This is a genomic window from Rubellimicrobium mesophilum DSM 19309, from assembly GCF_000600335.2.
In the GTDB taxonomy this organism is placed as follows: domain Bacteria; phylum Pseudomonadota; class Alphaproteobacteria; order Rhodobacterales; family Rhodobacteraceae; genus Rubellimicrobium; species Rubellimicrobium mesophilum.
Genome location: NZ_KK088601.1, coordinates 1 through 26,212, shown reverse-complemented (window position 1 = coordinate 26,212; position 26,212 = coordinate 1). Strand labels below are relative to the sequence as shown.

The 26,212-nt window shown below is 67.8% G+C and carries 21 protein-coding genes and 1 pseudogene; 11 read left to right on the top strand and 11 right to left on the bottom strand.

All coding sequences use genetic code 11. From position 1 onward, the window contains the following. Nucleotides 1-238: 238 nt before the first annotated feature. Nucleotides 239-1,258 carry a tryptophan--tRNA ligase gene (trpS, locus tag RUMESO_RS18135; protein ID WP_037282105.1) on the bottom strand — a complete coding sequence of 340 codons (1,020 nt, stop codon included), beginning with the start codon at nucleotides 1,256-1,258 and terminating at the stop codon, nucleotides 239-241. Nucleotides 1,259-1,346: 88 nt separating this feature from the next. Here trpS and RUMESO_RS18130 point away from each other — a divergent pair, with 88 nt between their 5' ends. Next, nucleotides 1,347-2,051 (top strand): rhomboid family intramembrane serine protease, encoded by a 705-nt coding sequence (locus RUMESO_RS18130; protein ID WP_245639327.1) that lies wholly within the window; start codon nucleotides 1,347-1,349, stop codon nucleotides 2,049-2,051. Here RUMESO_RS18130 and murJ read toward each other — a convergent pair. The 3 genes from murJ to RUMESO_RS18115 are packed head-to-tail and all read right to left on the bottom strand — an operon-like array spanning nucleotide 2,048 to nucleotide 7,572. Then, nucleotides 2,048-3,568, bottom strand: a complete 1,521-nt coding sequence (gene murJ, locus RUMESO_RS18125) for a murein biosynthesis integral membrane protein MurJ (protein ID WP_037282111.1) — start codon at nucleotides 3,566-3,568, stop codon at nucleotides 2,048-2,050. The genes RUMESO_RS18130 and murJ overlap by 4 nt on opposite strands. A 34-nt stretch (nucleotides 3,569-3,602) precedes the next feature. Beyond that, on the bottom strand, nucleotides 3,603-6,425 hold the full coding sequence (locus tag RUMESO_RS18120; RefSeq protein WP_082484267.1) for a [protein-PII] uridylyltransferase: 2,823 nt from the start codon (nucleotides 6,423-6,425) through the stop codon (nucleotides 3,603-3,605). Continuing rightward, complete coding sequence (locus RUMESO_RS18115) at nucleotides 6,385-7,572, bottom strand: penicillin-binding protein activator (RefSeq protein WP_037282103.1); 1,188 nt, start codon at nucleotides 7,570-7,572, stop codon at nucleotides 6,385-6,387. The genes RUMESO_RS18120 and RUMESO_RS18115 overlap by 41 nt, the downstream gene beginning before the upstream one ends. Before the next feature lie 95 nt (nucleotides 7,573-7,667). On the opposite strand from RUMESO_RS18115, the gene rsmI reads away from it, so the two are divergent. The 4 genes from rsmI (at nucleotide 7,668) to RUMESO_RS18095 (ending at nucleotide 11,822) form a co-directional block, all read left to right on the top strand. Further along, on the top strand, nucleotides 7,668-8,528 hold the full coding sequence (gene rsmI / locus RUMESO_RS18110; protein ID WP_037282101.1) for a 16S rRNA (cytidine(1402)-2'-O)-methyltransferase: 861 nt from the start codon (nucleotides 7,668-7,670) through the stop codon (nucleotides 8,526-8,528). Further along, nucleotides 8,521-8,928 carry a YraN family protein gene (locus RUMESO_RS18105; RefSeq protein ID WP_082484265.1) on the top strand — a complete coding sequence of 136 codons (408 nt, stop codon included), beginning with the start codon at nucleotides 8,521-8,523 and terminating at the stop codon, nucleotides 8,926-8,928. Before rsmI ends, RUMESO_RS18105 begins: the two co-directional genes overlap by 8 nt. A gap of 64 nt (nucleotides 8,929-8,992) precedes the next feature. Then, nucleotides 8,993-9,937, top strand: a complete 945-nt coding sequence (gshB, locus tag RUMESO_RS18100) for a glutathione synthase (protein WP_037282107.1) — start codon at nucleotides 8,993-8,995, stop codon at nucleotides 9,935-9,937. A gap of 730 nt (nucleotides 9,938-10,667) precedes the next feature. After that, on the top strand, nucleotides 10,668-11,822 hold the full coding sequence (locus RUMESO_RS18095; RefSeq protein WP_037282099.1) for a hypothetical protein: 1,155 nt from the start codon (nucleotides 10,668-10,670) through the stop codon (nucleotides 11,820-11,822). Between the two features lie 367 nt (nucleotides 11,823-12,189). Here RUMESO_RS18095 and RUMESO_RS18090 read toward each other — a convergent pair whose 3' ends face one another. The 4 genes from RUMESO_RS18090 to cobU all read right to left on the bottom strand — a co-directional run bounded on the left by RUMESO_RS18090 (nucleotide 12,190) and on the right by cobU (nucleotide 15,800). Beyond that, nucleotides 12,190-13,704, bottom strand: coding sequence for a YifB family Mg chelatase-like AAA ATPase (locus tag RUMESO_RS18090; RefSeq protein ID WP_037282097.1), 1,515 nt, complete (start codon nucleotides 13,702-13,704; stop codon nucleotides 12,190-12,192). A gap of 52 nt (nucleotides 13,705-13,756) precedes the next feature. Beyond that, complete coding sequence (locus tag RUMESO_RS18085; RefSeq protein WP_037282095.1) at nucleotides 13,757-14,632, bottom strand: glutathione S-transferase; 876 nt, start codon at nucleotides 14,630-14,632, stop codon at nucleotides 13,757-13,759. A 77-nt stretch (nucleotides 14,633-14,709) separates the two neighbouring features. After that, complete coding sequence (locus tag RUMESO_RS18080; protein ID WP_037282093.1) at nucleotides 14,710-15,279, bottom strand: histidine phosphatase family protein; 570 nt, start codon at nucleotides 15,277-15,279, stop codon at nucleotides 14,710-14,712. Beyond that, entirely contained in the window at nucleotides 15,276-15,800 is a 525-nt protein-coding gene (gene cobU / locus RUMESO_RS18075) for a bifunctional adenosylcobinamide kinase/adenosylcobinamide-phosphate guanylyltransferase (RefSeq protein WP_037282091.1), read from the bottom strand. The genes RUMESO_RS18080 and cobU overlap by 4 nt, the downstream gene beginning before the upstream one ends. A 98-nt stretch (nucleotides 15,801-15,898) precedes the next feature. On the opposite strand from cobU, the gene RUMESO_RS18070 reads away from it, so the two are divergent. From RUMESO_RS18070 to RUMESO_RS18045, 5 genes and pseudogenes are all read left to right on the top strand, one after another. After that, nucleotides 15,899-16,777: an RNA polymerase factor sigma-32 gene (locus RUMESO_RS18070; protein WP_037282090.1), complete on the top strand. Its 879-nt coding sequence runs from the start codon at nucleotides 15,899-15,901 to the stop codon at nucleotides 16,775-16,777. Between the two features lie 84 nt (nucleotides 16,778-16,861). Beyond that, nucleotides 16,862-18,061: a bifunctional phosphopantothenoylcysteine decarboxylase/phosphopantothenate--cysteine ligase CoaBC gene (coaBC, locus tag RUMESO_RS18065; RefSeq protein WP_037282089.1), complete on the top strand. Its 1,200-nt coding sequence runs from the start codon at nucleotides 16,862-16,864 to the stop codon at nucleotides 18,059-18,061. Beyond that, nucleotides 18,058-18,357 (top strand): annotated as a pseudogene (locus tag RUMESO_RS18060) (dUTP diphosphatase); the annotation flags it as partial. The gene coaBC and the pseudogene RUMESO_RS18060, both read left to right, overlap by 4 nt. Before the next feature lie 744 nt (nucleotides 18,358-19,101). Then, nucleotides 19,102-20,649, top strand: coding sequence for a winged helix-turn-helix domain-containing tetratricopeptide repeat protein (locus RUMESO_RS18050; RefSeq protein WP_156363012.1), 1,548 nt, complete (start codon nucleotides 19,102-19,104; stop codon nucleotides 20,647-20,649). 41 nt (nucleotides 20,650-20,690) lie between these two features. Next, complete coding sequence (locus RUMESO_RS18045) at nucleotides 20,691-21,458, top strand: gamma-glutamylcyclotransferase (RefSeq protein ID WP_245639328.1); 768 nt, start codon at nucleotides 20,691-20,693, stop codon at nucleotides 21,456-21,458. Nucleotides 21,459-21,655: 197 nt separating this feature from the next. On the opposite strand, the gene dut is transcribed toward RUMESO_RS18045, so the two are convergent. The 3 genes from dut to RUMESO_RS25345 all read right to left on the bottom strand — a co-directional run bounded on the left by dut (nucleotide 21,656) and on the right by RUMESO_RS25345 (nucleotide 25,473). Then, a complete protein-coding gene (dut, locus tag RUMESO_RS24485; RefSeq protein ID WP_037282086.1) occupies nucleotides 21,656-22,105 on the bottom strand; it encodes a dUTP diphosphatase in 450 nt (149 codons plus the stop codon). 471 nt (nucleotides 22,106-22,576) lie between these two features. After that, nucleotides 22,577-24,403, bottom strand: a complete 1,827-nt coding sequence (locus RUMESO_RS24480; RefSeq protein ID WP_169791199.1) for a tyrosine-type recombinase/integrase — start codon at nucleotides 24,401-24,403, stop codon at nucleotides 22,577-22,579. Between the two features lie 191 nt (nucleotides 24,404-24,594). Further along, nucleotides 24,595-25,473, bottom strand: a complete 879-nt coding sequence (locus RUMESO_RS25345; RefSeq protein ID WP_156363011.1) for a hypothetical protein — start codon at nucleotides 25,471-25,473, stop codon at nucleotides 24,595-24,597. Nucleotides 25,474-25,983: 510 nt separating this feature from the next. Between RUMESO_RS25345 and RUMESO_RS18040 the strand changes: the two genes are divergently transcribed. Beyond that, a partial coding sequence (locus RUMESO_RS18040; protein ID WP_037277707.1) for a transposase occupies nucleotides 25,984-26,212 on the top strand: 229 nt, incomplete at its 3' end.

The following is a 26,212-nucleotide window of genomic DNA, read 5'->3' as shown; positions in this document are numbered from 1 at the left end:
CCTGCCGAGCGGGGGCCGTCCGCGAATGGGCCAGCCGCTCGATCGCCACCTGCTCCGCATCCGCCAACGCACGCAGTCGCAACTGTCGCATGGCCTCTCTCCAGCAAAGCACCGCTCACTGTACCATGACTTGCCGGATGAACCACTAAGGTGATTCCGTCCCTGGGTCGCCGCCCGGCGGGGTAGGGGGAGCTGCGCCCTCCGCGAAGCCGTCAGAATGCGACCCCGGGCCGGCGCCTCAGCCCCGCACCATCCCCACGATGTCGAGCGTCCGGTCCAGGATCGGCTGCGCCAGCTCCCGCGCCCGCTCCGCGCCCCGGGCCAGCAGCCGGTCGATCTCGGCGGGGTCGGAGGTCAGGCGCTTCATCTCCCGCGAGATGGGCGCGAGCTTCTCGACCGCAAGCTCCGCGAGCGCAGGTTTGAAGGTGCCCCAGCCCGCGCCGGGGAAACGCGCCAGCACCTCGGCCGGCGTGATGTCCGCGAGCGACGCGTAGATCTCCACGAGGTTCCGCGCCTCGGGCCGCCCCTCCAGCCCGTCCACGATCTCGGGCAGCGGCGAGGCGTCGGTGCGGGCCTTCTGGAACTTGCGGGCGATGGTGTCGGCGTCGTCGGTCATGTTGATCCGCTCCATGTCCGACTCGCCCGACTTCGACATCTTCCTGGTGCCGTCGCGCAGGTTCATCACGCGCATGGCGGGGCCCTCGATCACCGGCTCGGTGATCGGGAAGAAGTCCACCTTGTAGTCGTGGTTGAACTTGGCCGCGATGTCGCGCGTCAGCTCGACGTGCTGCTTCTGGTCCTCGCCCACGGGGACGTGGGTCGCGTGATAGAGCAGGATGTCCGCCGCCATCAGCGACGGATAGGCGAAGAGGCCCAGCGACTGCGCCTCGGCGTTCTTGCCCGCCTTCTCCTTCCACTGCGTCATGCGGTTCATCCAGCCCATGCGGGCCACGCAGTTGAATATCCACGCGAGCTCGGAATGCTGCGAGACCTGGCTCTGGTTGAACAGGACCGACCTCTCCGGGTCGATGCCCGAGGCGAGCATCCCCGCCGCGACCTCGCGCGTGGCGGCCCGCAGCTCGGCCGGGTCCTGCCAGACGGTGATCGCGTGGAGGTCCACGACGCAGTAGATCGTCTCGAACTCCGGGCCCTGCATGTCCACCCAGCGCTTGATGGCGCCCAGGTAGTTGCCGAGCGTGAGCCCGCCGGAGGGCTTGATGCCCGAGAAGACGCGGGGCGTGAAACGGCTCTCGCTCATGGGAAAAGGGTCCGCTGGCGTTAGGGGTCGGGCTCGATTAACGGGGGGCCCGACCAGCGTCAACCGACAGCCGTCAAGGAGACCGCCCGTGGCCCGATCCTTCCAGAAGCCCCTGCCCGAGGCCGTGCCGGGCACGAGCCCGGTGAACCCGGTGCCCCCGGTGGTGCTGGCGCTGGTCCTCGTGATCGCGGGGATCGAGGCGGCGGTGAGCCTCGGGGGCCAGGGCTTCGTGGGCGGGCCTGGGGCGGTCGGTTGGCGGGTGAGCCTCATCGAGCGCTTCGCCGTCTCGCCCGCCGTGCTGGACTACGCGCTCCAGGGCCAGGCGGGCCTCTGGACGCGCTTCGTGACCTACGCCTTCGTGCATGGGAGCGTGACGCACGCGCTCTTCGGCGGCGCGATGCTCCTCGCGCTCGGCAAGTTCGTGGGCGAGGGGATGGGGCAGGTGCGGACCCTGGCCGTGTTCCTCGCGGCGACGGTGGGGGGCGGCCTCGTCTTCGCGCTGACGGCGGGAGACCGGCAGCCGCTCTTCGGCGCCTATCCGGGCATCTACGGGCTGATCGGGGCCTTTACCTATCTCCTGTGGCTCAAGCTCGGCCGGGCGGGGGAGAACCGGCTGCAGGCCTTCCGGATGATCGGCGTGCTCATGGCGTTCCAGCTCGGCTACGCGATCCTGTTCGGGTCGAACCCTCAGTGGATCGGCGACGTGGGCGGCTTTCTCGCTGGCGGCGCCACGGCGGTGCTGCTGGCGCCCGGGGGCGTCGCGGCGCTGCTGGCGCGGCTCCGGACCCGTTAGCGCCGCAGCGCCCCCTTCAGGTCCGACCGGGTGACGGCCCCCATGCCGAAGGCCGCGCCGAAGTAGGTGACGATGCCCAGCCCGCAGAGCGCCGCCAGCGCGACATAGCGCAGCCCCGGCGCGTGGAGCGGGCCGTCGAGGGCCCAGGCCGCAGCGACCAGCACGACCCCCATGAGCCCGGAGGCTCCCAGGATGCGGGGGAGCCGCTCCATCAGCCGGTCGTCGATCCGGCTCGCGTCGCCCATGCCGCGCGAGCCGTGCCAGAGCTGCCAGACCATCGTCCAGCCCGCCACGGTCGTCCCCAGCGCGGCGGCGAGGAAGCCCATGACAGGCGCGAGGCCCACCGCCACGGCGGCGTTCACCACCATCGCCCAGACGGCGTAGTTGAAGGGGCTCTTGGTGTCCTCGCGCGCATAGAACAGCGGCTGCAGCACCTTGTGCAGCGTGAAGGCCGGGAGCCCCGCCCCGTAGATGGCGAGCGTCCAGGCGGTCGGGATCGTGTCGTCGCGGTCGAAGGCCCCGCGCTCGTAGAGCACCGAGATCAGCGGATAGGCGATGACCACCAGCGCCACGGCAGCCGGGACGGTCAGCGCGAGGCTGATCTCGGTCGCGCGGTTGAAGGCGTGACGCCCGCCCTCCTCGTCCCCCGCCCGCAGGCGGCGCGAGAGGTCGGGGAGGAGCACGGTTCCCACCGCGATGCCCACCACCCCGAGCGGGAGCTGGTAGAGCCGGTCGGCGTAGGAGAGCCAGGCCACCGCGCCCTCGAAGAAGCTCGCCACCTGCCGCCCGACGAGCAGGTTGATCTGCACGACGCCCCCGGCCAGCACGGCAGGCCCCGCGATGCGAAGGAGGCGCCTGAGGTCCGGCGTCATGTGGGGGACCGCGAGGCTCGGCGCCCAGCCGGCGCGCTTGGCGCTGACCCAGGTGAAGGCGAGCTGCGCGACCCCCGTGACCGGCACGGTCCAGGCGAGCGTCAGGCCCATGTCCCAGCCGAGCGCGTCGGCGATCAGCATGGCGGCGATGAACATCAGGTTCATCAGCACGGGGACGAGGCTCGCCTCGGTGAAGTTGCCGAAGGCGTTCAGCACCCCCGACAGCAGCGCCACGAGCGAGATGAACAGGATGTAGCAGAAGGAGATGCGCCCGTAGAGCACCGCGAGGTCGAACCTCTGGTCCCCCGCGAAGCCCGCCGCCATGGCCCAGACCAGCCAGGGCATGAGCAGGGTGCCGACGACCGAGAACAGGATCAGCACCGAGGCCAGCCCGTTGAAGGCGTCCCGCGCGAAGCCCTGCGCGTCCTCGCCGCCCTCGAGCTTCTTGGCGAAGATCGGGACGAAGGCCATGTTGAAGGCCCCCTCGGCGAAGAACCTCCGGAACATGTTGGGGAGGGAGAAGGCCACCAGGAAGGCCTCGGCCGCCGGGCCGGTGCCGAGGTAGGCCGCCATCATCACGTCCCGCGCGAAGCCCGCGACGCGGCTCAGCAGCGTCCAGGCGCCCACGGTCAGGAAGCCCCGCATGAGGCGGATCGGTGCGGCCACTGTCGTTGTTCCCTTATCCCCGCGCCCGCGCCGCGCCCTGCTCGATGGCCTCGCGCAGCTTGCGCTCCAAGGCGCGCTGGCGGCTCTCGGCGTGGAACTTCAGGCCGAACATGTCCTTGACGTAGAAGCTGTCCACCGCCTGCTCCCCGTAGGTCGCGATCACGGCCGAGGCGATGTAGACGTTGTTGGCGGCGAGCGTCCGCGTCAGGTCGTAGAGCAGCCCCGGCCGGTCGCGCGTGTCCACCTCGACGATGGTGTAGATGTCGGAGCCCGCGTTGTCGAAGCTGATGCGGGTCGGGCGGTCGAACGCCGCCTCGCGCTTCTTGAGCCTGTCGCGGTCCTTGAGGGCCTCGCGCGCCACCACCTCGCCCTTGAGCGTCCTCTCGATCATGGAGCGCAGGCGGGGCAGGCGCGCCTCCTCGAAGGGCTTCCCCTCGCCGTCCTGGATCCAGAAGATCGCGGTCGCGTAGCCGTCCTTGGAGGTGTAGGTCCGTGCGTCGCGGATGTTGGCGCCGACCAGCGCCAGCGCCCCCGTCATGCGCGAGAAGAGGCCGGGGTGGTCCACCATGGCCATGGCCACGCGGGTCGCGTCCCGCGCCTCGTCGGGCTTGATGTCGATGCGGAACTCGTCCGTGCCGATCCCGCGCAGCAGGCGGGCGAAGACCGCATGGAGCTCGGTCGGCAGGCCCAGCCAGTAGGGGCCGTAGTGGCGCTGCGTCTCGGCTTCGACCTCGGCGAGGGACCAGTCGGGCAGGGACTGGGCCAGGACGCGCCGCGCCTCCTCCTCGCGCGGGGACCGCTCGGCGGTCGGCGCCTGGGAGGATCGGGCCAGCAGCTCGGCCTCGGTGGCCTGGTAGACGGCCCGCAGCAGCATGGCCTTCCAGTTGTTCCAGGTCCCCGGCCCCACGCCCCGGATGTCGCAGACGGTGAGCACGGTGAGGAGGTCGAGCCGTTCCTTGGTCTCGACCCGGCTGGCGAAGTCGCGGACGGTGCGCGGCTCGGCGATGTCCCGCTTCTGCGCCACGTCGGACATGAGGAGATGGTTGCGGACCAGCCACTCCACGGTCTCGCTCTCGCGCGCAGTCAGGCCCAGGCGCGGCGCAACCCGGGCCGCGATCTCCGCCCCGACGACCGAATGGTCCCCCTCGCGGCCCTTGCCGATGTCGTGCAGGAGCAGCGCCACGTAGAGCACCCGCCGGTTCACCCCCGCCTTGAGGATGCCTGAGGCGATGGGGAGCTCCTCGACCAGCTCCTCCCTCTCGATGCGGGCGAGATGGCCGATGGCCTGGATCGTGTGCTCGTCCACCGTGAAGTGGTGGTACATGTTGAACTGCATGAGCGCCACGATGGGCTCGAACTCGGGGATGAAGGCGGCCAGCACGCCGAGCTCGTTCATCCGCCTGAGCGCCCGCTCCGGGTTGCCGTGGCGCAGGAGGAGGTCGAGGAAGATCGCGTTGGCGCGGGGGTCGTGGCGCAGGCGGTCGTCGATGAGGTGCAGGTGCGCCGAGACGAGGCGCATGGCGTCGGGATGGATCAGCGTCCCGGTCCTGAGCCCCTCCTCGAAGATGCGCAGGAGGTTCAGGGGATCGCTGAAGAAGGCCTTCTCGTCCGCGACGGTCAGGCGGTTGTGCTTGATCGCGTAGGGCACGCGGGCGCGCGGCTTGCGGGTGAAGAGCCGCTGGAGCATCGGCGCGGGCTTGACGTGGCTGGCCTCCAGCGCGGTCAGGAAGATGCGGGTGAGGTCGCCCACCTTGGTCGCCTGGCGGAAGTAGTCCTGCATGAAGCGCTCGACGGCGCGCCGCCCCTCGCCCCCCTCGTAGCCCATGCGGCTCGCCACCTCGACCTGGAGATCGAAGGTGAGCTGATCGACGGGGCGCCGGGTGATGAAGTGGAGATGGCAGCGCACGGCCCAGAGGAAGTCCTCGGCCCGGTGGAAGGTGGCGAACTCCTCGGGGGTGAAGACGCCGCGCGCGACCAGCTCGTCGGTGGATTCCACGCCGTTGACGTATTTCCCGATCCAGAAGAGCGAGTGGAGGTCCCTGAGGCCGCCCTTTCCCTCCTTGACGTTGGGCTCCACCACGTAGCGCTGTCCGCCTTGCCTTGCGTGGCGCGCGTCCCGCTCCGCGAGCTTGGCCTCGAGGAACTCGCGCGCCGTGCCGGGCACGAGCTCGCGCCAGAACCGCTCCCTGAGGCTCGCTGTCAGCGTCTCGTCCCCGGTGAGGTGCCGCATCTCGAGGAGGCTCGTGCGGATCGTCATGTCCTCCTTGGCGAGCGTCAGCGCCTCCCGGATGGAGCGCGTCGCGTGGCCGACCTTCAGCTTGAGGTCCCAAAGGAGGTAGAGGAGCCCCTCGACCAGCGCCTTCTGGCCGGGGCCGAGGGCGCCGGGGAGGAGGACCATGAGGTCCACGTCGGATTGCGGCGCCATCTCGCCCCGTCCATAGCCGCCCACGGCGAGAAGGGCGAGCCGTTGCTCCCCCGAGGGGAGCGGGTGGAGCGCACGGGCGGCCTGGACCCCGGCGCTCACGACGCGGTCGGTGAGCCAGGCGATGGAGCGCGTGGCCTCGCGGCCCGCGAAGGGCTCCCTCGCGAAGGTTTCGGAGATGGCGTCCATGCCCTGCGTGCGCGCTGCCGCGAGGAGCTGGACGGCCTCGCGCCGGATGGCCTTGGCGTCGGCATCGGGGTCCGCCAGGGGGGCGAGGATGCGGTCGAGCTCCGCCTCGATCCGGGGGGCGTCCCAGATGGCGGCCGCCGGACGGATCAGGCTGTCCGGCCCCGGGCCGGGCAGCGGCGCGGCCTCAGAAGCCGGCGCCGGCGAAGCTGCGAGGGGCGGGGTCAAGGATCACGACCTGGTTGTTGCGGATCGTCGCCACCGCGAGGCCGCGCTGGTTCGTGCCGTCGGGCAGGAGCCGGAAGATCCCGGCCGTGCCTTGGAAACCCTGTCCCTGGGTGAGGGAGGCGCGGCTCAGCGCCTGCGGGTTGCCGCTGCGGGCGAGCGCCCCGATGGCCGCGACGCCGTCGTAGGCCAAGGCGGCGAGCGGGTGGGGCGCCTCGTTGTAGGCCGCTTGGTAGCGCGCCTCGAACTGGGAGGTGAGCGCCCGGTCGGGCACCGCGAAGAGCCCGCCCTGCAGCCCCGGCAGCGTCAGGAGCTGCGGCGCCGCGTCCCAGCGGGTCAGGCCGAGGAGGCGCGTCGTCTCGGTGGCGAGTCCCGCCTCGGGCAGCGCGGTGGCGAGGACCGGCAGGTCGGCGTTGGGCCCGGCGGTGGTGAAGACCGCCTGAGCGCCGCTGGCCTGCGCGGCGGCCGCGATGCGGGGCGCCGCCTGCTGGATGCCCTGCTGAGACAGCTCGTAGGTCTCGGCGCCGACGATCGTGGCGCCTTCGTCGGCGGCCGCCGCCTGGATCGCGTCTCGGCCGACCGCGCCGCCCAGGTCGTTGGCATAGGCGATCAGGTAGCGCTCGACCCCCTCGCCGCGGCCGTAGCGGATCAGCCGGTCGGCGGTATTGCGGAAGGTTGGGCCGAGCAGGAAGACGTTGCCGCCGGCGATGGTCGGGTTGTTCGAGAAGGCGAGCACGTTGACGCCCGAGGGGGCCACGGCGACGCCCACGGCATTGGCCTCCTCGGCGTAGACGGGGCCGAGGATGATCGCCGCGCCCTCGGCCACGGCGGTCTGGGCGACGGCGGCGGCCTGCTGCGGGTTGCCGCCGGTGGCGTAGACCCTCAAGTCCACCTGCACGCCGTTGAGGTCCCCGATGGCGAGCCGCGCCGCGTTCTCGAGGTTCTGGGCGACGAAGGCATCGGACTGGTTGGCCGAGCCCGCCGGCACGAGGAGGGCCACCGGCACCGGCGCCCCGGCCTGCAGCGCCGGGGACTCGCCCGCGCCCGCGCCCGGCCCGGCCACGGGAGCGCAGGCCGCGGTCAGCGCAAGGGTCCCCAGAGCTGCGAGCCCGCCGACCAGCTTGCGGCGGCTGAGAACCCTTGCGAACATGAGCGACACTCCCCTGGGTCGGTGGCCTGGCGGGACGCCGGCGGCACCCGCGTTTCGGGCCCGCATCATAGGCACGGGGTCGAAGGGGTCCAGCCATGAACGACGCGCGGACGCCACTTTCCGCCGGACTCACGCTCGCCGCGACGCCCATCGGGGCCGCCCGCGACATCACGCTGCGGACGCTCGACCTCCTGCGCGACGCCGACATCATCGCGGCCGAGGACACGCGCACCGCGCGCAAGCTCATGGAGATCCACGGCGTCCCCCTGAACGGCCGACGCCTCGTGGCCTGCCACGACCATTCGGGCGAGGGGGTGGTGCAGGGACTCGTGGAGGCCATCGCGGGCGGCGCCTCGGTGGTCTACGTCTCCGAGGCCGGGACGCCGCTCGTCTCGGACCCCGGCTTCACGCTGGCCCGCGCGGCCATCGCCCGGGGGCTCCCCGTGACCGCCGCGCCGGGGCCGTCCGCGCTCCTCGCCGCACTGGCCGTGGCGGGGCTGCCGGCGGACCGCTTCCTCTTCGCCGGGTTCCTGCCCACCACCGAGTCCGCCCGTCGAGCGGCCCTCGCGGAGTTGGCTCCCGTGCAAGCGACGCTCGTCTTCTACGAATCCCCTAAGCGCCTTAACGCCTTGTTAACCGATCTCGTGGCAGTGTTGGGCGAGCGGGAGGCCGCCATCTGCCGCGAACTCACGAAGCGATTCGAGGAGGTGCGCCGGGGGACGCTCGGCCAACTCCTCGCGAGCCTTGAAGGCGAGGTGAAGGGCGAGGTCGTGGTGGTCGTGGGCAGGGGGACACCGCGCGAGGCGACCGAGGAGGACATCCGGGCGCGGCTCGCCGACGCGATGGGATCGATGCGCCTGAAGGATGCCGCGACGGCGGTGGCTGGCGCGCTCGGGCTGCCGAGGCAGAGGGTCTATCAACTCGCGCTGGGAATGAAGGAGGAACGGGATGGCTGACGAGGGAGCCGCCTTGCCGGACGTCAAGGCGCAACGGAGGGGGCGGGGCGCGGCCGCCTGGCGGAGCGGGGCCATGGCCGAGGACAGCGTGGCCCACGCCTATGAGGAGCGCGGGTGCGCCATCGCCAGGCGCCGCTGGCGGAGCCCCTTCGGCGAGGTGGACCTGATCGCCCGCGACGGCGCCGCCGTGGTCGTGGTGGAGGTCAAGAAGGCTCGCCGTCTCGACGACGCGGCCCATCGCCTGAGCCGCCGCCAGATGGACCGCCTCTGCGCCGCCGCGGCCGCCTTCTGCGAGGGGGAGCCGAAGGGGGCGCTGACCGAGCTGCGCTTCGACCTCGCGCTGGTGGACGGGATGGGTCGGGTCCGGGTGATCGAGAACGCCTGGGGCGAGGACTGGTAAGGGCCGCCCCTTGCGGCCCCCGTCGGCCCGCGCCATCAAGCGGGACGCCAGCGAGGAGGACCGGATGAGCCTGAACGTCGCGTTCCAGATGGACCCGATCCAGTCCGTCAACATCAACGCCGATTCGACCTTCCGCATCGCGGAGGAGGCGCAGGCGAGGGGGCACCGGCTCTTCTACTACACGCCCGACAAGCTCTCCTATCAGGAGGGGCGCGTCATGGCCCGGGGCTGGCCGCTGGAGGTCCGCCGCGTCCAGGGGGATCACTACAGCCTGGGCGAGGAGCGGGAGGTGGACCTCTCCACCTTCGACGTGGTCTGGCTCCGCCAGGACCCGCCCTTCGACATGGGCTACATCACCACGACCCACCTACTGGAGATGATCCATCCCGGGACGCTCGTGGTGAACGACCCCGCCTGGGTGCGCAACTCGCCGGAGAAGCTGCTGGTGCTGAGCTTTCCTGACCTCACGCCCCCGACCGCCATCGCGCGCGATCTGCGGACCCTGCGGGAGTTCCGCGACCGGCACGGGGACATGATCCTCAAGCCGCTCTACGGCAACGGTGGCGCCGGGGTGTTCAAGCTGAACCAGGGCGACGGCAACCTCGCCGCCCTTTTCGAGCTCTTCACCACGATGAGCCGCGAGCCGATCATCGTGCAGAAGTACCTCCCCGAGGTGCGGCATGGCGACAAGCGCGTGATCCTCGTGGACGGGGAATGCGTCGGTGCCATCAACCGCATCCCCGGCGAGGGCGAGACGCGCTCCAACATGCACGTCGGCGGGCGGCCCGAGAAGGTTGCCTTGACCGACCGCGACCGCGAGATCTGCGCGCGGATCGGGCCCATGCTGCGCGAGAAGGGCCTGATCTTCGTCGGCATCGACGTGATCGGCGACTGGCTCACCGAGATCAACGTGACCTCGCCCACCGGCATCCAGGAATTGGAGCGCTTCGACGGCACCAACGCCGCGCGGCTCATCTGGGAGGCCGTGGAGCGCCGCTGCGCAGGCTGACCCCGGCTCAACGCGGTGCCGAAGCGGGATCGCAAAGCGCCCGGCGCGCTCGCTCCTCGGAGCGTGCTCGAAGGCCAGGCCGAGCCTGTCGCATGGGCGGCGGCTCAAGGGGCGGTCATCGGACAGGGCAAGGCACGAGGGCATCGGTCGAGGCTGGCCTGCGATCCATCGGTCACCTGATCCGACCGCCGGAGCCCGTGCGGCCACATGGGGATGCGGATACGTCATGGCCCCGAATCGCGGCAGGTTCCGGTTCGGGCTCTGGTGCGTGCGCGATCTGATACCGCGCGTCCTCCGGCGAGGAGCCAAGGCAGCCGCAGCGCGGAGGCCCTAAGCAAGCGGCGGCAGGCCCTCGGGCCCTCCCTTGGTCGGCTCCCTGGGAGACTAGGGCCATGAGGCCGAGGACGGGGAGATCGCCGTAGCGGCGCGGCCCCTCATGAGCGTCGGGCAGTCGCATGTGCGACCGCCACGACTGGATAGGGACGTGGATGGTGAATGTTTCCATAAGGGCATCAGAACGCGTCCTTCCGCATGGTTGTTTAGGGTTCTCCGGAGTAGCTCAATGATGACAATGGCTTATCGGATACCTCGTGGGCCTGGGCGGCCCTTCGGCCGGCCTGTCTTCCTCAAAACTCCCTTACCTCCGCCGCAATCTTGCACCGATTTCCCGAAAGATTGATTCCATGGCCGCGGCGCAGGTGCCCGGTCGCCCATTGGCCGGGAGTGAACGATGATAGAGATCAGCGCCACCGTCGGCACCGTCGGCACCGCTGGCGTGATCGCCCTGTCGGCCGCGGCCGTCGTGTCGGTCCACCGCGTCCGCAGGGCCCGGGCGCGCAGCCGCTCGACGACCCGCCTGCCGGACCTGCCCGCGTTCCCCTTCAGCCTGGATGTCGCCCCGGTCGAGGTCGTCCCCGCGCAACGCCTGGAGGTCGGGCCTGCCCCCTTGGCGGCCATCGAGCCGGAGCCGTGCGCGCCGCTGCTGCTGACGCACGCCGCTCTGGCCGAGTCCGCTGAGGCCCTGCGGCCCACCGTCAAGGTCCGCCGCGTCGCCCCCGCCGGAAAGTCCAGCCGCCCCCGCCCGGTCGCGGCCGTCGTGGAGGCCTCCTCGGCCTCCCTGCTGCCGCAGGAGGCGCTGGATCTCCTGTCGCTGATCGAGACGATGCAATGGGAGCGGGCGCTGAACCTGGTGCAGCGCTACGCGGTCGTGGGGGCCAACCTCACGGACCTGATCGGGGCCGTCGAGACCCCGGCGCTCGAGCGGCTGCGCGCCCTTCCCGAATCGGAGTCGGCCGCGATGCTGGCCGGCTACAGCGTCCTCGCCGCGCTCTGCCCCACCAACGAGGCCTATGCGGAGAGGGTCGCGCAGGCCAAGGCCGCGCTCGACGGTCGCCGCGCGCTGCTCCTCGACCGGCTCACCCGGGACGAGGATCGCTGGGAGCCGGGGACCGTCTGGTTCAACCATCCCTACAACCCTGCCTTCGACGACGTGCGCCTGCCGATCTGGCTCTACATCGGCCGCAAGGAGGACGGGCAGACCTGGCTGCGGCTGCGGACGAACTGGCTGGGCGAGACCCGCATCTCGGTCCAGGGGATCGAGGCGATCCATGATCGCATGACCGAGACGCTGACCGACGGTCACTACAAGATCGACGCCGACGCTCTCGGCTGGGAATGGCGGGACGAGGCGGTGACGCCCTACCAGCTTGAGGTCCTGCGATCGCTCGTGGCGGCCGAGGGCGTGACCCTGCGCTACAAGGGCGACCCCTACGCGGTCGAGGTCGAGCTCCTCCCCGAGGAGAAGCAGGCCGTGGCCGAGATGATCGAGCTCTACGACCTGATGCGCGCCGGCGCCGTGGCCCCGCAGCGGGCATTGGCGGCCTGAGCCGACTTGCCGGCGGGCCCGCGAGGAGCGGGTCCCCCGGCAGCAGCTCCTCCGTTCCGGCCGTGATCCACCTGCGGGCCAGCCATCGCAGCCAAGCTGCGCCGCGTCCAAGGCGACGACCTCCGGCTTGTGTCGTCCCGACAGGTGTTGCTCGAGGCTTGGCAGCCACCCTGGGCGAAGGCGCCCGCCGTCGGGGTGCCTGCCCGCCTTCGGTGGCGATCCGTCCTCCGCCCAAAAGGGCGCTCGTACGGCTGCGGTGAGCCGCGCGGCGAGTCGCTGCCTACGTGTTTGACGTTCTGTCCGGCGAACGATTCGGCTCGGCTTGCCCCTGCCTCGCTCCATGAAGATCGAAGAGCACCTCCCGAGCCTACACCTCTCGCGACAGGGCGAGCCTGTAGCTGACGGCCTCGGCCACATGGGGCCGGCGAACGCGGTCGGAACCGTCGAGGTCGGCGATGGTGCGGGCGACCCGCAGCACCCGGTGATAGCCCCGGGCCGAAAGACCGATCCGCGCCGCCACCTTGCCCAGGAGGTCGCGACCCTCGGCGCAGGGCTCGGCGACCTCTTCGAGGAGGCGTCCCTCGGCATCGGCATTGAGCCGCGCGGTCTCGTGCCCCGCATAGCGCCGTTCCTGCGCGGAACGGGCTCGGGCGACCCGGCCCCGCACGTCCTCGGAGCTCTCGCCGGAGGCAGGCAGGTCCAGGTCCTGGAAGGAGACCGGTGGCACCTCCACGCGGAGGTCGAAGCGGTCCATCAGCGGGCCCGAGATACGGCCGAGGTAGTCCTCGCCACAGAGGGGGGCCTTGCCGCAGGAACGCGCGGGCTCAGTCAGGTGGCCGCAGCGGCAGGGGTTGGCGGCGGCGACCAGCATGAAGCGGCAGGGGTAGCGCACATGCGCGTTGGCGCGGGCCACCACGACCTCGCCCGTCTCGACGGGCTGGCGGAGCGTTTCCAGCACCGTCTTCGGAAACTCCGGGAACTCGTCCATGAAGAGGACGCCGTTGTGGGCAAGGCTGATCTCGCCGGGCTTGGCGCCGCGCCCTCCGCCGACGATGGCGGCCATGCTCGCGGTGTGGTGCGGCTCGCGGAAGGGGCGCGAGCGGCTGATCCCGCCCTCGGTCAGGAGGCCCGCGAGGGAGTGGATCATCGAGGTCTCCAGCGCCTCGGCCGGGGAGAGCGGCGGCAGGATGCCGGGAAGGCGCGCGGCGAGCATCGACTTGCCCGATCCCGGCGAGCCCACGAGGAACAGGTGGTGCCGCCCCGCCGCCGCGATCTCCAGCGCGCGCTTGGCCCGCTCCTGCCCCTTCACGTCGCGCAGGTCGCGCGAGAAGGCCTCCGTCGTGACCTCGCCCGGGGTGGCGGGCGACAGGGGGGCGTCGCCGGTGAAGTGGCGGATCACCTCGGCCAGCGACCCGGCCCCGATCACCTCGACCGAGCCCACCCAGGCGGCCTCGGCCCCCGAGGCGCGGGGACAGAGGAGCGTGCGCTCCTCCTCGGCGGCGGCCATGGCGGCGGGAAGGGCGCCGATCACCGGGACGAGCTGACCGCCCAGCGACAGCTCGCCCAGCGCCACGGTGCGGGCGACATCCTCGGCGGGGATGATGTCGAGCGCAGCCAGCAGTGCGAGCGCGATGGGAAGGTCGAAGTGCGACCCCTCCTTGGGCAGGTCGGCGGGCGAGAGGTTCACGGTGATGCGCTTGGAGGGCAGCGCGATGGCCATCTCGGTCAGCGCCGCGCGCACCCGCTCGCGCGCCTCGGAGACCGCCTTGTCGGGCAGGCCCACGATGGCGAAGGCGGGCATCCCGGGCGAGACGGTGCATTGCACCTCGACGAGGCGCGCCTCGACGCCCTCGAAGGCCACCGTGTAGGCCAGCGCGACCATGCCTGCTCCCCTGCTCGTTCGGGGAGCCTCGCACAGAATGGTTAACGACCGGTTAACGGGCCTCCCAGAGTGCCACGAAACCCGGCCAGGCAAGAGGGTCGGCTACGGTCTTGTCCCGGCAGAAGGCGTTGCAGAAGCCGATCACCCGGCCTTCCGCTTCCAGAAGATGCGTGATCGCCTTGCCGGAGTAGGGGCAGGCCGCATTCTCGGGCGTGCCGGCCTCGACGGCCCGGGCGGCCAGCGACTCGGGTCCGGGCCAGGGGCGCGGAGGGAAGTCGCGGGCGTAGAATTCCTGGTCCGCGCCGTCGACGAGCGCCATGGCTCGCCAGCGGCGGAAGGAGGGATGCGCAAGATGCGCCGCGACATAGGCCCGTGCGGGTTCCGAGACCGGAAGGGCATAGGTCGCGATCCGCGTGGCGACCGGCGCGAAGAAGGCGTCCGCCACGGAATAGGCGCCGCAGAGCCAGGGACCGTCGCCGCCGGCCGTCTCGCGCGCCCAGGCCCAGACCGTCTCCAGCCGGTCGAGGTCGGCGCGCAGGGTGTCGGTCATCGGCGTCTCGGCATAGCTGGCGCGCAGGTTCATGGGGCACCGATCACGCAGCGCCTGGAACCCGGCGTGCATCTCGGCCGCGAGCGATCGCGCCACCGACCGCGCGCGGGGGTCCTGCGGCCAATGCCCCGCCTCGGGATGGCGGCTCGCCAGTTCCTCGGCGATGGCGAGGCTTTCCATCACCACCGTCTCATCCGGGCCGCGCATCACGGGCACCGTGCGGGCAGGCCGGAACTCCTCGAGGAGCCGGGGCAGCTCGTCGGTGTAGAGCCGCGCCGTGCGGGTGCGGACCGGGATGCCGAAGGCGTCGAAGAGAAGCCAGCCGCGAAGGGACCAGCTCGAATAGGCGCGGTCGCCGATGGCGAGTTCGTAGGTCATGAGGCGCTCCCTTCAGGTCCCCGGGACCCTAGGCGGAGCGAGCCGGGGCGCCAAATCGGGAATCGTGGCCTCGGGGATCACGGGCGCTGATTGACGGCCTCGACGGACCAGACGCCATCCCGCTGCGCGAGGACCGTCAGCGACAGGGGTTCGATCCGCTCCGCGAAGGCCTCCGACGCCGCGATCCCCCGTGCCCTTTGCAGCGCCGCGAGGATCGGCCCGAAGTGGCAGACCGCGACCAGCTCGGGCGTGCCGGCGAGCAGGCGGTCGAGCGCGCCGTCCACCCGGGTGCGAAGCGCGTTCCAGCTCTCGCCACCCGGCGGCGCGACGTCACCGGGCTCGTCCCAGAGCGCCCGCGCGAGTGCGGCGTCCTCCGTCTCGACCTCGGAATGGGTCCGCATCTCCCAGGCGCCGAAATGCATCTCGCGCAGGTCCGGCTCGTGCGGGAGGCGCGGTCGGTCCCCGGCGATGGCGTCGGCGGTGGAGACGGCGCGCCGGAGGTCCGAGGACACGACCGGCACCTCGGGAAGAACCCGATCCAGCCGCCCGAGCGCGGTGAGGTCCGAGAGGTCCGCCGCGAGGTCCGTCCAGCCGCACATTCCCTTGGCGCCCGTGGGTCCGTGGCGCACGAGCCAGAGCCGCCTCAAGGCAGAGCCCCCTTGAGCACCAGCGGCAATCCGGCCGCCACGAGGACCACCAGCTCCGCCTTGGCCGCAAGTCTCTGGTTCAGCCCACCCTGCGCCTCACGAAAGCGTCGTCCGAGAGGGGTGTCCGGGACGACTCCGAGCCCTATCTCGTTCGACACGACCACGACCGGCGCCGGACAGGCGTCGAGGGCCTCGAACAGCTCGGCCTCGCGGGCGGCCAGATCGGCGTCCGCGAGCATGAGGTTGGTGAGCCAGAGCGTCGCGCAGTCGAGAAGTACCACATGTCCCGGCGAAATTCCGCCGAGGGATTGGGCGACTTCGCGCGGGGCTTCCAGGGTGCGCCAGCCGTTCCCCCGCATCGCTTGATGTCGGGCGATTTTCCCTTGCATTTCAGGGTCCCAGGCCTCGGCGGTGGCGATGTAGACGCGATCCGATCCAGAGGCGGAAACGATCGTTTCGGCGAAGGCCGACTTTCCCGAGGCGGCGCCTCCTAGAACCAATGTCAGTTTTTGCAAGGGCACGGACGGAACTTCCCTGTTCGGGCTTCGTTTTGGCCACGTAACGGCAATGGTCGATGGGGTGAAGCCCTGAAGGCCAGGAACAGGGGACCCGATTCAATATGGCACTTGACGGCTACGCGGATCAGCACCTTTCGCGGACGGCGATGAAGGCGGAGCTCCTGGACGCGGACACGGAACTCAGGCTGGCTTATGCCTGGCGCGATCATCGGGACGAAAAGGCGCTGCACCGGCTCATTACCGCCTATATGCGACTGGCTATTTCCATGGCCGGAAAATTCCGCCGCTACGGCGCGCCGATGAACGACCTGATCCAGGAGGCCTCGCTCGGCCTGATGAAGGCCGCCGACAAGTTCGACCCGGATCGGGGCGTGCGCTTCTCGACCTACGCCGTGTGGTGGATCAAGGCGTCGATCCAGGACTACGTGATGCGCAACTGGTCGATGGTGCGCACGGGCTCGACCTCGTCGCAGAAGTCGCTCTTCTTCAACATGCGCCGCGTCCAGGCCCGGATCGAACGCGAGGCCCAGGCCGAGGGGATCCAGCTCGCGCCCCATCAGGTCCGCGCCATGATCGCCAAGGAGGTGGGCGTGCCCCTCGCCGACGTGGAGATGATGGAAGGGCGGCTCTCGGGCTCCGATTACTCGCTCAACGCCACGCAGTCGGTCGAGGAGGACGGGCGCGAGTGGATCGAGGCGCTGGAGGACGACGGTCCGCAGGCGGCCGAGCGCGTGGAGGCGAACCACGACACCGACACGCTGCGCCAGTGGCTGCTGACCGCGCTGTCCGCGCTCAACGACCGGGAGCGGTTCATCGTGCGGGAGCGGAAGCTGCGCGACGAGCCCCGGACGCTCGAGTCGCTGGGCGACGAGCTCGGGCTGTCCAAGGAGCGGGTGCGGCAACTGGAGGCCGCGGCCTTCGGCAAGATGCGCCGGAGCCTCGAGACGCAATCTCGCGAGGTCATGCACTTCTTCAACTGAGGTTCCGGCCTTGCCGGTGAGGGCCGCGCCGCAGGGTGCGGCCCTTCCGTTGACTCGGGCGGCCTGCCCGCCGATTGTCCGGCCATGCTCGCGGGACGCCACATCCTCCTCGTCATCGGCGGCGGCATCGCCGCCTACAAGGCGCTGGACCTGATCCGGCGCCTGAGGGAGCGGGGCGCCGAGGTCACGCCGGTCCTCACCTCCGCCGGAGCGCAGTTCGTGACGCCGCTGTCGGTCTCCTCGCTCGCCGGGACGGAGGTGCATCAGGCGCTCTTCGACCTGACCGCCGAGGCGAAGATGGGGCATATCGAGCTCAGCCGCGCCGCCGACCTGATCGTGGTGGCGCCGGCGACGGCCGACCTGATGGCGCGGGCGGCGAACGGCATGGCGCCCGACCTCGCCTCGACGCTGTTCCTCGCAACCGACAAGCGGGTCCTCATGGCTCCCGCGATGAATGTCCGGATGTGGGAGCACCCGGCGACCAAGCGGAACCTGGAGACGTTGCGCTGCGACGGCGTGCTCTTCGTGGGCCCGAACGAGGGCCCGATGGCCTGCGGCGAGTTCGGGTATGGCCGGATGGCCGAGCCGCTCGAGATCGTCGCGGCTGTGGAGGCGGCGCTCGCCCCCGTCGCGCGTACCCTGGGCGGGAAGCACCTCCTCGTCACCTCCGGTCCGACGCACGAGCCCATCGACCCGGTGCGCTACATCGCCAACCGCTCCTCTGGTGCGCAGGGGACGGCGATCGGGGCGGCCCTGGCCGAGCGGGGCGCGCGCGTGACCTTCGTCACCGGTCCGGCCTCGGTGCCTCCGCCCTCGGGCGTCGAGGTGATCCGGGTCGAGACGGCGGGAGAGATGCTCGCGGCGGTTCAAGCGGCCCTCCCGGCGGATGCGGCGGTGATGGCGGCGGCGGTGGCGGACTGGCACGTCGTCTCGGCCTCGGGGCAGAAGCTCAAGAAGGACGGGGGCGGGCCACCAACGCTGGCGCTGGCGCAGAACCCGGATATCCTGGCCGCCGTGGCGGGGCTGGGCGAGAGCCGCCCGCGCCTCGTCGTGGGCTTCGCGGCCGAGACCGAGAACGTGCTGGAGCACGCACGGGCCAAGCGGCTGCGGAAGGGCTGCGACTGGATCGTGGCGAACGACGTCTCGTCGGCGACCGGGATCATGGGCGGGACGGAGAACGCCGTGACCCTCATCACCGCCGGGGGCGAGGAAGCCTGGGAGCGGATGGGCAAGGACGCCGTGGCCGCGCGCCTCGCGGATCGCATCGCGCAGGCGCTGGCGTGACGCCGCTCGTGCGATTGGCCTGGGCCGAGGAGGCGGACCGGTCCTTGCCGTTGCCCTCCTACAAGACCGGGGGAGCCGCCGGGGCCGATCTCTGCGCGCATCTGCCGCTCGAACGACGCGCCAAGGGTCTGACGCTGAAGCCGGGAGAGCGGGCCGCCGTGCCGACCGGGCTGCGGATCGCCATCCCGGACGGCTACGAGGGGCAGGTTCGCGCCCGCTCCAGCCTCGCGCGGAAGGGCCTGATGCTGCCCAACGCGCCCGGCACCATCGACGCCGACTACCGGGGTTATATAGGTAGCTAGGAATCCCGATTAGATCTAGGAGCCAAATCTCGACTGTCTGAAGTGCTAACTCCTTCGATCTGGCAGGCGCCGGCATCTCTGTCCGAGCGGTCCCGTCGGCCGACGGGACCGCTCGGACAGAGATGCTACATGTTGGACGCCTTAGACTCCCAACTAAGGAGCCGAAGAATTACTCGATCGCCACGATGTAGTGGTGTGCGTGCAGAGCGACCGTCTATTGCACAAAGCGACGGTCGGCCAGCTTGGCCCGCTGAGATTTGAGACGACCATCAGCAACTCGATAGCCTCGGCTGTGACCATCGACAGCTTTACAAGCCATGACTGCTACTTGAGGGGCAGGGCGATTTCAGAGAAGTTTCAAGGTTGCTTTGAGACTGGAAGAGCTTTCGGACCCAATCTCTCCTGCAAGGCGCCAGACGAGCGCGCCTCCACCTCGAGAGAGATCCGATGTTCGTGACAGCCCCCGCTCACAAGCAACTCTTCATCGGTGCCCTTCAGAGCCTAATGACCGCCCTCAGTCTGGCCTTCAGCCTAGTGCAGGCTCGTGCCGTTGGGCGAGAGGAAGCCGATCTGGAGAACATGTCTAGTTATGTCTCCGACATGCTTGAACTCCCATTTGGCGAAAACTGCGTCACCGACTGGGGTCTTGTCGAACGGGCTGCGCGGCTGCGGGGCGGCTGGGCTTGACAGCCAGGGCGGCCCCTCTCCACGCTCCAGGGAGCATGGGGAGGAGGCGCGGTGGCCCAGGACCCTGGTGCGTCGGTTGTTCGTATGGGCGGCGCCGTGCTCGACCTCGGTCGCGGCACGCTCACCCGGGATGGTCAAGTCGTGCCGCTCCGATCCAAGTCGTTCCGGCTCCTCTGCGAACTCGCCAACCACCCGGGCCGTGTCATGTCGAAGCAGGAACTCCTTGATGCGGTCTGGCCGGACGTCATCGTGACGGAGGCGTCCCTGAGCCAAGCTGTGCATGACGTCCGCCGCGCTTTGGGGGATGAGGCGGGGCAGGTCCTGCGGACCGTGTCTCGGCGCGGCTTCATGCTCTGCCCGACGGAGCCGCTGTCTGATGCGGCTTATGTGCCATCCGCAGCTCACGTCGCGGTATCCACGCGGCCGCGCATTGCTTTGCTGCCCCTGACTGACCGCACTGGCCTTCCCAACCAAGGCCCCATCATCGAAGGCCTTGTGGAGGAGATCACGGCGGGACTAGCGCGGTTTCGGAACCTGACTGTCGTGGCGCGGCACTCGGCCTTCGCGATTGCGGCGGACAAGAGCCTGGACCTTGCAGGCGTCGGGGAGAAGCTCAAGGCCGACTACGTCGTAGACGGCTCCGCCCGTCTGGTGGACGGCCGCCTAATACTGACCGTGGGGCTCAACGACGTCCGCTCGGGCGACATGCTTTGGGGCGAGAGCTTCACCTGCGAGGGCACGGGCTGGCTCACCCTTCAGGACCTGATCCCGCGCCGGATCGTATCGCGGCTCTTCAGCTCCATCGAGGAAGCGGGGCTCCGTGGCAGCCTGCGCCGGCCTGCGGCCTCGCTCACCGCCTTCGAGCACCTGGCACAGGGGCGCAGCCTGTTCCGGACCTTCGGGCTGGGGGTGAACGAGGCGGCGCTGGCGCACTTTGCCGCCGCCATCGAGGCGGACCCTTCGCTGGGCGTAGCCTACGCTTATCATGGGTTGGCCGACGCAGCGATCCACAGCTATAATCTGGCACCCTTAGAGGTGAAGGCCCGCGTCCGGGCTCAGGTCCAGCGCGGCGTGCAGCTCTCCCCTGAGGAGTCGCGCTGCCAGGGCATCCTCTCCTACGTCCAGACTTGGTTTCGCGAGTTCGAGCAGGCCGAGCAGTCAGCTCGGCGGGCGGTGGCGCTGAACCCCTGCGACGCCGACAGCCTCTTCAACATGGGCAATGTCCTCGTGGACCGGGGTCGCGCTCAGGAGAGCCTGGAGTGGTTCGAGCGCGCCAAGGACATCAACCCCATGTGGCCCGGCTACTACGACAACGAGCACTCCTTGGCGCTCTTCTTCGTGGGCCGCTACGCGGAGTCGGCTCAGGCCCTGAGCCGGGTGCCACGGCACAGCGCGCGCCAGGAGATGCGGCTTGCGGCGACCTACGCCCACATGGGCGAGCGGGACCTAGTCCGACAGCATGTGGCAAAGGCCCAGGCTCTTGCCCCGGGTCAGGACTTTGTCGAGCTGGTCAAGATCTACTCATTCGAGCATGACCGCGAGCGTCAGCGCTTGTTGGACGGGATCAAGCTCGCTCTTGAGATGGCCGGCGGGAGCTAGAGCCCGTCGATGCCTTCCTGGTCAACGAACTATTGGTGACGATGATGAACAAGAACCGCTTCACGCCTCGCACCCTGCATCTGACCCCGAACCATGTGGCCCGTGCCACGCGGCCCGTGGAGGACTTCGCCTATCCTTCCGCCTTCACCCGAGCAACCGACGAGGACTATGCCACGCTGGTGGAGCAACTCATGGCCGAGAGGCCGGAGGGCCCTCTCCACATCTTCGCCTACGGCTCCCTCATCTGGAAGCCGACCTTCGAGCCCGTGACCAAGCGGCGGGCTGTGGCGCGGGGTTGGCACCGGCAGTTCTGCATGCTGATCCGGGGGCATCGCGGCACGCCCGAGGCGCCAGGACTGATGATGGCGCTGATGTCCGGCGGACGGTGCGTGGGGCTGGCGCTGGAGGTCGCGGCCGGCACCGAGAGGCAGGTCTTGGAGGATCTGTGCCGTCGGGAGCTTCCCTTCGTAGAGACCTTAGCCGACCATCGCTGGCTCCAGCTCGACACGGTGGAAGGACCTATCCGGGGACTGGTGTTCTGGGCCGGACCGACCGGGCCGAATATCCGCCGCAGCTTTCCCCTTCCGCTCGCGGCTGCCCAGATGGCGCGGGCTTGCGGGCCGCGTGGCTCGACCGCCGAGTATCTACACAACACAGTCCGCTCGCTGGAAGAGCACGGCATCCGCGACCGCAACCTGTGGACGCTCCAGCGGCTTGTGGCCGAGGAGATCAACACCATGCCCTTAGGCCAGGTCCAGAGAGTCGAACCCTCTGCTGCTAGCCAACCTCCCGTAATGCCCGTGAACTAATCAGGTCCAGCCGATCTGGACAGTGTGGTGCGCTAGCGTCGGCAAGTAGACGTGGCCGGCAGCAACCCGGCGCCCGCACCTCCTCTGAGGCTGTGCATTTCCCGCTGTAAGACACCGGGACCCATACTCACCGGAGACCACCACAGCAAACCAAGGCTATGTGTTGGTCGTTCATTGCGCATCAAAAGCGACACTGCTCAACCAAAGCCAGTGGACCCGAGTCCCCGAGAACCACGTTCGCTACTCGAAAGCGTATCCACCTCCACTGCCTGATACCGTTGGACTTGAGCAATGACAGCCTGCGCTACGCGGTCCCCATGGCGTATGATAAATGGCTCCGCGCCGATGTAGTAGAGCCCAACCATCACGCAGCCTCGATAATCCTCGTCCACTGTTCCTGGACTGTTGGGAATAATGAACCCGTGCTTGAGGGACAATCCTGATCTCGGGCGAACTTGCATCTCCGTACCGGGCGGAAGTTCAACGCAGAACCCAGTCGAAACTATCTTGAATTCGCCGTGGGTGAAAGTAAGTGGCCCGTCTGGTAGAAAGGCACGAAGATCCATGCCCGCAGCACCGGGTGTGGCGTACGCAGGGAGCGGAAGATCTACGTTGTTTTCAACGCGCATAAATCTAATGTCAGCCATCTTTAGTATCTCTTGACTTGAAGCCAACCACTCTGGCGTCCCCTGCTATTTTCATATGCTCGATCTGGCTCCGGAGTTTCTGGTTCTCCTCCGTGAGAGTGGCGAGTTCCGCGCGCCATCTGAGTGCCTCCGCATTCATTGTCCTTAACGCGTCCTCAAACCACGCGATCTTTTCACGCGCTGCAGCCCGAGCTTTGGGTTTGGTCGTTGGGGCCAGCAACTTGGTTTGAGCCAGCCAGTCATGGACGGTGTCTCGAGTGTTATGGTGGTGTGGATTACGGAGCGTCACAGCACTGACGCCGGCACGGCGCGCTACCTCGGCAAGAGTGACGCGCCCTCCATTCGCGGGATAAGAGCCTTGTTCCTGGATTTCTCGGCCCATGATGCGCAACGCCGCGAGTATCCTTTCGCGCGTCGCGTCCTTTCGCGCTCGCTGAGTTTTAGCGAGGGCATCACAGTTGCGGTTTTGTGTCACCGTGATCCTTCCATGCTCTGTCTCATGCGCTCGCGGAAATCGGATGGCAGTGTGTTCCAGGCACGCGAGTCGCAGTCAGATAACGCCATCCTCAGGCGTACGTCGCTCCCATATTGCTCGACTAGGTCTGGAAAGGCGTGGAGACTGGCGACTATCTGGCTCTGGTAGAATGGTCGCCCACCGCGCTCAGCCCGGCCGACCAAGTCTAACAGGTACTCCAGTTTCCCTCGCCTAGTCTGACGGTGTGCTGCCAGTTCCAAGTGGTGCAAGCAGGAGGATGTGCAGGCTCCTACGTCGCGAATGCCCGGTATCGGCGAACATGCCCCGCGCTCTAGCGGTTGCGCAGTGCAGAGTACGCCCGGTTTTACGAGTTCGGCTTCGCCCAGAATGGTCGCCGCCTCACCTATGTCGTCAGTCTCGAGTTCGACCTTACCTGACCTTGCCAGCATATCGGCACTTACATTGCGGACCATCTCGGCCGCCGCACCTCCGTTGTACTCGGCATGATCGAAAACCTCTTTTACTCGTAACGCTCTAACCTCTCGACGAATCTTATTGATGTCGTCGTGAAGCTCAGGATCTCGATGAGCATATCCCAGCGTCACCTCCACATCATCGTGACCCAGAACGTCAAACAAAACTTGTGAAGCTCCCGTGAGCGACAAGGCCGTATAGCGTGCAACTGAGTACCTGAACCTATGAGGAGTGATGGGGCCATCCAGTTCCGCAAGAGAACGCCCATCAGGCAGTGCTATTAAATCGCCGAAACGCTTCAGCCCGTGTGCTAGACTTGCCAACCCCGAAAGGTTCTTTTCTCCCCCGAATGGAATCCACAATGCACTCCGCTCGTCTAATAGTCTGTGAAGAGATACCTGTGCTTCGAAGCCGCTTACTGCAACACGAGGGAATGGCCAGTCCCGCTCTTGTCCTGAGTGGACGTCGTTATCTTTATAGCTGCGACCGCCGATATATAATCGACCGTCCCGCTCCACCAGACTGTTGGCTGTCAGTGAGCACAATTCTCCGATCCGCATCCCAGTTGACGATAGGATCAAAACGGCGTTTGCGACCTGACACAGATGCAAGAAGGCTTTCGCTGAACGTAGGTTCTCGAGGGGCCAAGATGTGTACCAAAGCCTCTCTCCCTTTCCTGGAGCTAATAGAACATGATATGGGAACGGTGCCTCCGGCCGAAGTGACTCGGAAGTCCATGACCGGATGAGATCCTTAGCCTGGGTCCTGCGCCTGCTTTTGACATGATTGTTCGCAAGACCGCTGGCCTCGCGTGCTTGCAATTCGGAGAATAGCGCCAGCACTTCAGATTGAAGTCCATTCAGCCAGAACGCTGCCCGAAGTATCTGAGTGAAAGCGAGGTCATTAAACGGATCGCTTGCTCTCGACCCCTGTCGTTGCTTGCACTGATGAGGTGCAACGTCGGAAGCGGGCCAGTCGTCGAAATATCCTTCTGCAAACATTGCATTGAAGCGGCCGATGCTGGCATGCGCCCATGCTGGATTCGCCATCTTCAGTTTCTGGAAATCTGCTGCCGATAAAGTGGCGAATAGCGTAGGTCCATCTGGGCACTTCGATGCCCGCTGCTCCGGCGCGAGGTTCTCGAGACTGAACCGTGCGGCCTTGACCAGGTACTTGGCCTTCGCGACCCATGCGACCGACGTGGCCGGACTCATAGTACGGCCCTGTAACCGTACGGTCTGGAAACGCTCTAGGATTGTTAGCCGCTTGAGCCGCCGCTTCAGTTCAGCCGCATCTTCCGCACACATGTGGGCTGGAACTGCCCGAGTGAAGTCGATGGTCCGGTCCATGGGCCTGCGACGGTTGTTTGGACACCAACTTTCCGGAATGACCCATTGATCGCTACTTACTAGCGAGAGCGGCGTAATCTGCAGAGAAGCCAGCGGCTCCCACGGACCGGACCACGCCCTACTTAGGTCGATACGTCCTCCGACAGATCCATAGAACGTCTCGGCGACGCGTTTCTGATCGGTCACATGCATCAGTGTCGCCCAACCATGATCTCAGGGTCATCAAAGACATAAGCCTGCCCACTGAGGACCTCAGAAACTCGAGCTTCGGACCTGCGCCTAAAGGCGTCGGCAGACTCGGTGAACACTCGGTCGCGTACCAACTCGATCGCCTCCAACTCCCATGAGAGGCTGGAGGTAAGCCAGCGGTTCGGGGGGATATTATTGCGTAGCCAGACAAGGTCCCCGTGGCGGTCCGCCAAGCCCTCATACGCATCCTTGAAGACGATCCCGTGGCGGCACAGGACGCAGCGTTGGACCGCACAAGGCGTTCCTACGACGTGGTTTGGCGCCAAGTGACTCTCTGGATCGACCGGATTTCTGCACCCCATCCCCAATCGAGTGCGGTAAGCAAGTAGCTTTTCTCGATCTTCTTCGCCGAAGTCACTGTAATTGCTGGCCAAGAAAAGGATGGTCGGATCAACGGTGCGACCCTGTTTCACCTCCGTCAGTGCTGTTTCTACAACCTTGCGGAACGCGTCCAGCCTTTGGCGGAGCTGCCGTCGTTGACGAAGGTAGTGCTGGGTCGTGGCGACATGATTATGATCAAGCGCCCGCCGTACCAAGAAAATGTTGCCGCCTGAACTGTCAAAAATATGGGCTGCGAATGCATCCCGTACGTCAGACCATCTCAAAGCAGAGATCGCCTGAGTTAGGGCTGGATCGTCCCTCCCTGCTTGGCGCAACGATGCAATCGCCTTAGCCTTCAAGTGCTCTAGGTTGACGAAAACCGTCCCATTATCTGCTAGACCGATAGCTCGGGCACCTTTGCGCTTCGAGCTGTAGAACAGCCAAGGTGACCGTAGTCTTTTATCTATTCTGGCTATCTCGTTCTGGTTGGCGAGACTCATCTCGCTGGACTGTAGACGCGACCGCAGGTCCCGCAGACACTCGCGAAAGAATGACGTTCGTACCTCTAGGTCCCGGATGACTTGAAAGCTACGATACTTGGACCCTGCGAGTCCGATCGAGGTAACCGGCTTACTTGTTTTTGGGCGCGTGGCGTGGAGCGCCACGCTATCAGTCTTTCCGAAAGTATCTGAGTCGTCCCCACGTCGTATGCTGAACCACTCGCCCATGAGATCGATGCCCCATACGGGGTCTACCCAGCCGGTTTCCATCGAGACAAGCAGGATAGGCTGCTTGCGCAGTGGTGATCTCGGTCCTGCGGTGCGCCTGGATCTCTCGGATTGCGCTGTATCGAGGCTCAGCTAACAGCGATGATCGAGTCTCGATCATGAAGAAACAGTCGAGATTGCTGAAGACCTCCTTGAACTGGCCCCCATTTTGACCGGACACCGGCTCTGTTGCGCAAATCCTGCGGGATTCCTCTTGGAGGCTGAGTGGGTTAGTGGATGAGGATGCCCAAGCCTGACCCTCCGACCTACCGCACGACCAACTGGCGCGCCTACAGTGAAGCCCTGAAGCAGCGCGGCTCGCTTTTGGTCTGGTTTGATCCCGAGATGGAGTGGATCGCCGCCCCGAGTGGCCGGCGCGGGCGTCCGACCACCTTCTCGGATGCTGCCATCCAGGCGTGCCTGATGTTGAAGGCGCTCTTTGGGCTGCCGCTGCGCCAGACGACCGGGCTGG